Source organism: Mesotoga sp. (assembly GCF_035363035.1).
In the GTDB taxonomy this organism is placed as follows: Bacteria; Thermotogota; Thermotogae; order Petrotogales; family Kosmotogaceae; genus Mesotoga.
In genome coordinates, this window is the sequence record NZ_DAOSEH010000090.1 from 1 (window position 1) to 8,078 (window position 8,078).

Genomic DNA, 8,078 nt, shown 5'->3' on the forward strand with positions numbered 1-8,078 from the left:
CTCCCCGATTTCCAAGTCAAGGCAGTCGGGGTCAGATTGAGGTTCAGAATTCAGTAAAGGAGTGAAGGACAATGGCTCTTTCTGGAGCTGATGTATATGCAAGGATCATTAAAGGTGAAACTACCTATGACTGCGGTCTAGTTTCCGACGCTAAACCCGCCATCAAGACCAGCACACTTCAGAGGATCGGCATAGGCAACATGAAGAAGTCCAGAATAAATGCTCATGATTATGAGTGCAGCTGGTCTGCGGACGTGTCGGATGGAATATTGCTCGCCGCTCTTTTGAACAAAGACAACGTGTTCGATGTACAGCTTCACGATATCGCTCTTACAGACGCTGTAGTAAAGTCCCTAAGGCTGGCTTTTGATGAAAGGAACCCTCTCACATACTCGATTGACTTTGTAGGCAAAGACATAGAGGAAATCACCGCGCTCGCAGCCGTAGATTATGTCAAGGGTTTCTTCGTAATGTCGGATGCGACAATCACTTTCTCAGGTTCTGCGAACACGGTCACAAAGGTCGATATTAACGCTCAAAGAGAGGTCGAAATAATTAGAGGTGCATCACTTGACCCTCAGGACTTCTCAAAAGGGCCCTTTGTCTTTGAGGGGACTGTAACGGTATCTCCTTCCTCGTCGTTTTCCGATGTCTTGAAAGGAAAGTGGTTGCCAACCGATACTCCGTTCACATTCTCCGCTGCGTTCTCAGCTCAGTTCTACGACGAGAGTGGCGATCCATTGGCTTCACAAACAACTATCACGATCGCTTGCAGCGGAATGGTGGCCAGCGAAACGTCCGTAAGTCTTGGAGCGACAGGACCGGTAGAGATCCCCATAAAGATGAGTATCGAGAATGTGATTCTTTCCTGATGGAGGTAAGCGATGAAGCACGAAATAATAACACCCTTCTATCGTAAGACGGTAAGGATCAACGAGTACAACGTCACTTTCAAACCTCTCCCGGGATCCAAGATTTTCCTTCTGAGTCCTGCTCTGAAGATAGCTCCTAAGCTTGAAAAAGGAGGCATCGATCTCACTACGGAAGAGCTTGATGCTGTGCTTTCCCTCGCGGAGGCTGTTATCGATTCGTGGGACTTCGGACCGGAAAAAGGAGAAGTGCTTAAAGTCACGAAAGAGAACATTGGTCTATTCCAGTTCACGGATCTCATGAAAATCCTGACAAACTCAATAATGATGGCCTTTCCAAAGGGTGAACTGGAAGATTTTCCCGAAGGCTCCGAAAAGGAGCAGAAGACGATTACGAAATCCTGATCTGGAAGATCTTAGCGCAGTCTACATGGTTGATAGGGAGTCTTCCCTGGGGATGGGAGACTCCCTTAATCACTATCATAAAGCTATTCCAGGCACAAGGAGAGACCCTATATGGCGGCAAAAACTGAAGTCTCTATAGTCTTGAAAGCTGTCAACTACGCTTCAAGCGAACTTGAAAAAGTGAAAGAGCAGACAAGAGGACTGAGAGAAGTCGGCTCACAGCTGCAGCAGACCGGTCTTACGATGATGGGCTGGGGCGCTGCAATAGCCGCTCCCTTCGGTCTCGCACTGAAGCAGTTCATGGGTTTTGAGGAAGAGATGCGAAACGTCAACGCCGTTATGCAAGGAACGGAAGAGGACTTTCAGGCGTTGTCGAAAACGGTGAACGATGTCGCTATGAACTCTTCTTTCATGACCAGCGAGATCGCGTCGGCCGCATACGCCCTCGCTTCGGCGGGGAAGAAGAGAGTCGAGATAGAAGCGATGATAGGGCCAGTCTCAAACCTGGCGGAAGCTATGCACTCTGAATTGAGGCCTACCGCCGAGCTTGTTACTGATACGCTTGACCAGTTCGGCCTGTCGGCGAAAGAAGCAGGCAGAGTCGTCGATATCTTCGCTACTTCGGTAGGTAGTTCTCCTGAAACCCTGGAGAGACTCTCTTACGGAATGAGATACGCAGGTTCTACGGCCGCGGGGTTCGGGTATTCTCTCGAGGAGACGGTAGCCGCTCTAATGGCCTTCGAAACAGCGGGCATTCACGGAGAGCAGGCTGGAACCACTCTAAGGAACGCTCTTGCCAGGCTTGCCGCTCCTACAAAGGACGTCGTCGACGCGTTGAAAATGTACGGCCTCACGATTGAAGATGTGAATCCCGCGCAACACTCTTTCGTTGAGATCCTCGAGGCCATGCGAAGAGCCGGGGTCGACACCACCGGGACATATGAGATCTTCGGCACGGAGATCGGAGGCAGGATGGCCGCCGCTGTCTCCACAGGCGTAGAGAAGATCAAGGATTTCACCGCGACTTTAGAAAATTCCGCTGGAGCGGCAGAACGAATGAAAGAAGAACAGTTAAGCTCTCTGGCAGGACAGTTTAAGCTCTTGAAGTCGTCTCTCGAGTCTTTAGAGAATTCCTTCGCGGCACTTTTCAAAGACGAAGTGTCAAAAGCGATCAACTGGATACGCGACTTGGCGAACTGGTTGAACAACCTTGACGAAGGTACGAAGAGACTAATCGTGAATGTCGCAAAGTGGGGCTCGATTCTCCTAATTGGGGCAGGAGCCGTCAATTTCCTCACGGGAACCGTTATGAAGACTATAGCATCCTTCAAAAGCTGGGGTTCAATTATTGGAAGCGTTATAAAACTTATCACCGGCAAAGTCGCTGCCGCCGGAGCAGCGGGACAAGCTTTGACTACTCTTTCAGGGACAGCCGTAAGCACGGGAACTTCACTCGCAGGAATCGGTTCTTCTGCAGCCGGCGTTGGAGCGAAACTACTCGCTTTTGCGACCGGACCGGTGGGAATAACCATCGCGGCGATCGCGGGTATAACGGCTGGGTCTATCGCTCTCTACAAGGTTATGGATAACCTTTCAAAGGACTGGTTCAAATCGGACCTCGAGAAAGCGCTTAACCAAGTCAGAGAGACGGCAGATGGAACTGTCGAGACCATGGAAGAGGTCTCGAGAAGGTTTTCGAATCTCTCCTCACAGGCAAGCGACGATACTAGAAAGTTATCCGGTACAATAACCGGTACATTCTCCCAGCTCGAGGAGGCTGTCAGAGGGTTCGACCAGATAAATTCTACAGTTGCGGTTAAAGCGGCCATGAACATGCAAAAGATTGCAGAAGAGGCCGGTTACACAGGGGACGCCTTTAGAGATCTTGCAAAAGAATTCTCGGAGAGTTTAACGGTCTCTTCTGAAGAAGTTGTCTTGAAGCTGAAGAAAACGATGGAAGAGGTAAATGCCGTCGCCATCGATACAGAGGTAACTAACAATAGGATCGCAGAGTCGGTTAAGAGCGCAAATGAAGCTATGGCTGACAGTTCCAAAGAAACACAGTCCGTCCTGGAGAATCTCGTCAGCTCTTATGAGAGAACCGGAGATGCGATATTAGAATCAACGGTTAAACAGACGGAAGCGGTTAACCTCATCAAAACACATGCCAACGACTCGGCAGATGCTTTCTTTGGAATGACCGAGAAATTGAAGACTAGCTCGGATTCGGCTTCGAAAGCGGTCGGCGTTGCTATGTCGGATATAGCCTTGAAATTGGCTGAACAGGGGAAGTTGTCGGGAGAAGAGACTCAAAACATCGAGAGCCTCAGGAAAGAATATGACAGACTTTCCGAGTCTTTGCAAAACGTAGTCGAGAGATACGGCGAATCTTCAGGTGAAACCGAAAAAGTCAGGCGGCAATTGGATGAAGTGATTGCTCAGTATTCCGAAGCCGGGCTCGCTTTGAACGATGTGCTCATAGATCTGTTGGGAGTTCAAGAGCTCTCTAGCAGCATTGTGGAGAATTTGGAGAGTTCTAGCAAGTCTATCAGCTATGAAGTCGATACCGATGGAGCGGTCCGGTCTTTGGGAGGACTGGCGAAAGCCATAGACCTGGTGTCTTTCCAGGGAGCGGGTTCAACGGAAGCGTTCGTCACGATGATGGAAAGGCAGAAAAAGAGTGCGAACGACGCCTCGAATGAAGTCGGTATAGCGCTCGGGAGAGTTGTCGTCGCGATGGCCGAGCAAGGGAAAGTGGCAAAAGACCAGGTTGCGGGCCTGAAGGAACTGTACGACGCTTATGACAGTCTTTCTGAAGAACTTGAAACTGTTGAAGAAAGGTACGGAACGAATTCTTCACAGGCGGACAGTCTTCGCACCAATCTGAACACCCTCAAGGGAGAGATAGCTTCTCTTGGTTGGTCCGCCGGAGAGAGCGCGGTCAAATTTGGAGATGTGAAAGAGATACTACAGCAAACAGCGACGGAGGTTCAGAAGACAGGCAAGCATATAAATGAATTTCTGTACGGGAGCGAGAACTTCGCGGCCACTAAGGAAGAGGCCCTCCAGAGAGTGCGTACGCAATTCAAAGCGACCGAAACCGACTCACTGGGTTTAGTGAACGCTTTCAACAAATTGACAAAGCCCGCAAAGATGTTTGGAAATGATGTGGACGTAATGGGTGTCGCCCTCGCGGACCTTGAAATCGAACTCTACAAAAGCGGTGTCCTTACTAACAACCAGACTTCATGGCTTATCAGCTTATCTGAGCAAATTGCCTCTACCAGAGAGGAATACAGGAAAGCGATCTCGACGTACGGAGAGAACTCCAGAGAAGCAAACGCGCTTAAAACTTCTCTTCAGGAGCTGGAAGTGATATATGGAAGAAACGGAAAATCCGCTGCTCAAGCTGTATTCGACTCTTACGGATTCGGAGAGACGCTTGTATTTCTCAGAGAGAACCTCGGTCTTACGAGCGTGGCTTTCGCAAAGCTTCTCGGTATTTCTGACACGAATATACTCGCTCAGGATGCGAAAACAATAAACGAACAGTGGAAAAAGGTCAATGAAGGCTCAGGGTTTGCGGCCGATGCCCTGAAGTCGATCCAAAACCAATCGAAAGAGACCTCGGCGAAGCTGACGGAAATGGCCGATGCGGTTACCGATACCTTCGATAAACAGAAGAAGGCCATTACATCTTTGAGAGAGGAACTGGACACACTGAAGACAAAACAGGTCGAATATCTGGACGCTCTCGCAAAGGCCGAAACCGAAGGCGATACCGAAGCGATAGAGAAGTACAGAAACAGGTTGCAGGAGACGGCCGAAGCTGCCGGGACACTCGCAGAACAGATCGAAGACCAGAAAGACCAGATGCTTCTTTTCTATCAGACGTTCAAAGACAACGCTGAAAAGACCGATGAGTTCGGGCGTTCTCTCAAGGACATCGAGCCTGAGCTCAGCGAATTCGCCTCGTCCCTCGAAGAAGTGAAAACGGAATTCCAGACGACATGGGGAAACATCTTGAACATATCCAAGAACGGTGCCGATGCTGTTATAGCCGAGTTCAAGAGAGCGAGCGATGAAATCGTTGGCCACTCTATCGTACCGGACATGAGAGAAGAAGTAATAAGGGAGATGGCTCAACTTGCCTCTGGCATGAGAGACGAAACAGTACGCGGAGCGGCAAACTCGGTCGCTTCATTCGCCGATATGTCCAAGGGCCTTTCCAACTACCTTTCAAATATGAAAAAAGAAGCCGGCGATTTCTCTCTCGACAGGGTATCAACCGCGGCGAACGAAATCCCGGAGTATTTTTCAAGTCTGTCCGAAGAGGCAAGTTCTGCGATCAACAGCATCAGGAAGCTTTACAACCTCGACTGGCTGGACGAGACTTTCCGGGAGACGGCTGGGATGACCAGGAACATGTCGGGAATTCTCAGGGAGTTCCAAAGAGAGACCAACGGTATTTCAAGAGAGCTTGGAGAATTCATGCCAAACGGCGGCGATCTGACTGTCCCTAAGATCGAGAGAAAGAAGGAATATCACATCTTCCTTGACATAAAGAAGGAAGAGTACGCCGACAAAGACGAGCTCATCAGGAGAATCGCCAGGGAACTGGAACTGGCGGGTGAGATCTAATGCCATTTGTTGATGATAGATATGTAATCGAGGCCAGAGTCGGTTCGCAATACCTCCTTGTGGATTCTGTGCAGGGCAGCGAGAGAGCCGGGCTTTCCCCTTTCACCGGCTCTTTCCGCTGTCGTCTTTCAGATCCGTCGATTGTCTCCAAAGGCCAGACAGTCTTTCTTGAATTATGGAATGGAGCAAAAGATGATGGTGGTTCTTTCGTAGAGAGTATCGCGGAGGTCGAGATTGAGAGGGTTATAAAGACAACAAACTACATGAGCCATGTAACTATCGAAGCCGAATTCAAAGACAAGCTTGCCAGGTATCTCGAGCAAGAGAAAGATATCCTGATGTTCTCACTCAATCCGGGCTTGACTCCAGCCGGGATGGCTCAGGCCATATATCTGGGGACTCCTTACGAAGCCGATGTGTCGGCTATCATAGCGGTCGAGAACAACATTCGTGCCAGGGACTTTCAGATGAGCGGAACTCTCAGAGAGGCGACAATAAAGCTGGAGCGAATCATAGGAGCCAGGACTCTCGTCAATCACGCCACGAAAGAGGTCCGGTTTATTCCGAACTACTACGATAGCTCTGAAATGACTCTTTCGGACGTTATCGAGAAGGTAGAGATAGAAGCCGGAGATGTTTCCTCTGGTGTGAAATTGACCGGATTTCTCAATACCATCCCGCTTTCGAAGTCGCTTCTCAGATACTATAACCTTGTCGCTGAGTCCTGGTCAGTGCTGCTGCAAAAAGAGACATACACGAACGAAGGAAATCAGGAAAGAGTAAAATACACAGGCAAATGCAGGACCAGCGTTAGAATCTCCGAGGTTGACAAAATCGACTCGATTTCCTCTTTCAAATATGGATGGGACAACATCTCTACCGATCACATATACACCGAAACAGAGTTCGAAGCTCTGGCAGAAGAGCCTTCTGGCGATCCCACTTACGGGATCTACCTCGTGTGGAGCCCGGAGTCGAACGAAGTCTCGCTGTACCGGACGATAGAATTCGATTACCCTGCCGGATCCGCGTGGGACTGGGGAGAGTCTAGGACGCTCTGGACTATGAAGCAATACTGCGAAAAGTATCTGGGGCTCGGTTTCACGGGGAACACCTTCAGGTTTCCGATCGAGCTTCAGGTCGGTTCCGAACCAAGAGAGCAATTCAGCACTAACGAACCTGCATCGGCTCAGGCCGCGTTGAGGCTTGCAAACCTCCTTTATGCCAAGAAGAGATACCAGAAAGAGACGAGGGTCATGCTGGCCCCTTCGAGCTACATCCGTTCCGGAGGACAGGCGATACTTCAAGGGCGCACATACGTGATAGACTCGGTTTCTTTCTCTTCGCACCCGTTAGAAGTCACTCTGGGTCTGCTGGAGGCGATATGATGAGAAGGAACGACATAGAGAACATAGCCAGGATCCTGAGGAAAAGATCTCCCGTTAGAGTCGGGACGATCGTAGGCTTCGAAAACGATGGCAAGGTCGTTCAGATAAGATTCCATGACACAAAGCTGCCTGAGGGACAGTTCGAGAGAAAACTGGCCTGTGAAGGGATAATCGAAGGAAGCACCTTCACTCTTATACAGCCAAATTTTAGGAGGCCCGTCTCCGATCTCGCGGATGTAGAAAAAGAAGTCGGAGCGGGCAAACTCAAAGGCCTCACACTGCCGCTTGTAGGGGTTGAAACCTATCCCGAGGGTTCGGAGAACCCGGACTGCATTATTGGCCTTTTCGAATTGCCCGGAGGCTCAATATACAGAGAAGTCCTTGCTGAAGCGAGAAATGACATACTCATCCCCGGGTACGGTACCTTTCCAAGCCAGAAAGCGATCGGGGAAGATGAAATCAGACGGATCAAGCTTATACCATGGTTTGGGCCTCATCGCTTTGGCACTCTCTACAAGATCGCATCTGTTAATAATAAGAGCATGGACCACCTGACAAAAGAGGGGCTGCATAAAATTGGCCCGGCCTTTCTGGATAAAGTGAGATCCTTTGTAACTGCCTCGGATCATTATATAGAACCAGACATGGAAGTGTCGGAGATTGAGGACGGCATTTATGAGATAACCTCGATCCAAAATCCTTTCGATCTACCGAACACCTATAGACACTTGATTTACCATTCCGGAAAGACTGTCCTATTCTGCGAGGGAATAAG

Annotated in this window: 5 protein-coding genes; all 5 read left to right on the top strand. The window is 49.6% G+C overall.

All coding sequences use genetic code 11. The annotated features are described in order from the left end of the window. Positions 1–71: 71 nt before the first annotated feature. Complete coding sequence (locus PKX57_RS10325) at positions 72–872, top strand: phage tail tube protein (RefSeq protein ID WP_213920021.1); 801 nt, start codon at positions 72–74, stop codon at positions 870–872. Between the two features lie 12 nt (positions 873–884). Beyond that, on the top strand, positions 885–1,274 hold the full coding sequence (locus PKX57_RS10330) for a hypothetical protein (RefSeq protein WP_213920022.1): 390 nt from the start codon (positions 885–887) through the stop codon (positions 1,272–1,274). Between the two features lie 111 nt (positions 1,275–1,385). Then, entirely contained in the window at positions 1,386–5,915 is a 4,530-nt protein-coding gene (locus tag PKX57_RS10335; RefSeq protein WP_472417167.1) for a phage tail tape measure protein, read from the top strand. Further along, positions 5,915–7,303 (top strand): hypothetical protein, encoded by a 1,389-nt coding sequence (locus PKX57_RS10340; protein ID WP_472417169.1) that lies wholly within the window; start codon positions 5,915–5,917, stop codon positions 7,301–7,303. The genes PKX57_RS10335 and PKX57_RS10340 overlap by 1 nt, the downstream gene beginning before the upstream one ends. Further along, on the top strand, positions 7,303–8,078 hold a 776-nt coding region (locus PKX57_RS10345; protein WP_472417171.1), incomplete at its 3' end, for a hypothetical protein. The genes PKX57_RS10340 and PKX57_RS10345, both read left to right, overlap by 1 nt.